General features: G+C 56.6%; 1 protein-coding gene. It reads right to left on the reverse strand.

What is annotated here, in order from left to right; all coding sequences use genetic code 11:
* A partial coding sequence (locus PRUB_RS00055; protein WP_021032794.1) for an AMP-binding protein occupies positions 1-923 on the reverse strand: 923 nt, incomplete at both ends.

Below are 923 nucleotides of genomic sequence, written 5' to 3' on the forward strand. Positions count from 1 at the left end.
GCACCCAGCTGCGCCGAGTCTTGTGCCTTGATATAGGCGACTAGCTCCGGGCCGGTAGACAGGGGTTTACACAACACCTCAGCGGATTCAACGCCAGTGATTTGCTGCAACTGGCTGCTGATATCACCCAACTCCACCCGGAAACCCCGGATCTTAACCTGCTCGTCTATGCGTCCTAAAAACATCAGCTCGCCACTGTTTTGATAGCGCACCTGATCGCCGGTGCGATACAAACGGGCCGGACTGGTCGCATCACTGGGGTCATAAAACGGGTTCTCAATAAAGCGCTCGGCGCTCAGCGTCGGGTTATTCACATAACCTGTGGCCAGACACGGCCCGCCGACAAACAACTCACCCCGGGCACCCTGTGGCAGGGCGTTAAGCTGCGCATCCAGTACATAGGCATAGGTGTTGTCCATGGCCCGGCCAATGGGTAGCTCCGCCGGTAAGTCGGCCTGATTGGCACTGATGTCATACATCACACAGCCTACCGTAGCCTCAGACGGACCATAGTGGTTGAATACCTGACTGTCCGGGAACTGGGTTTGTAAGGCCAGTGCCACATCGCGCTCAAAGCGCTCACCGCCAATCACAAACACGTGCTGCACGCCTGCAAGCGGCGCCTCCTGCAAGGCCAGTATCCCTTCCACATGATGCGGCGTCATCCGCACCAGTCGTGGCTCATCCGCTTTATTCAGCGCTTTACTCAGGACCGGTAACAACTCCTGATTATCCAGCAATTGCACACTGCCACCACTCAAGAGCGGTAAGTACAAACTCGGAACACCAATATCAAAACCGTGTGATGTCACCAGCAGTGAGCCGTTGAGGTGGTCGGCATAGTAGCCTTTGAGGGCAAAGTTCAAATAATCCATCAGGGCCCGGTGGCTGATCTCCACGCCTTTGGGGGTGCCGGTGGAGCC

The organism is Pseudoalteromonas rubra (genome assembly GCF_000238295.3).
In the GTDB taxonomy this organism is placed as follows: Bacteria; Pseudomonadota; Gammaproteobacteria; order Enterobacterales; family Alteromonadaceae; genus Pseudoalteromonas; species Pseudoalteromonas rubra.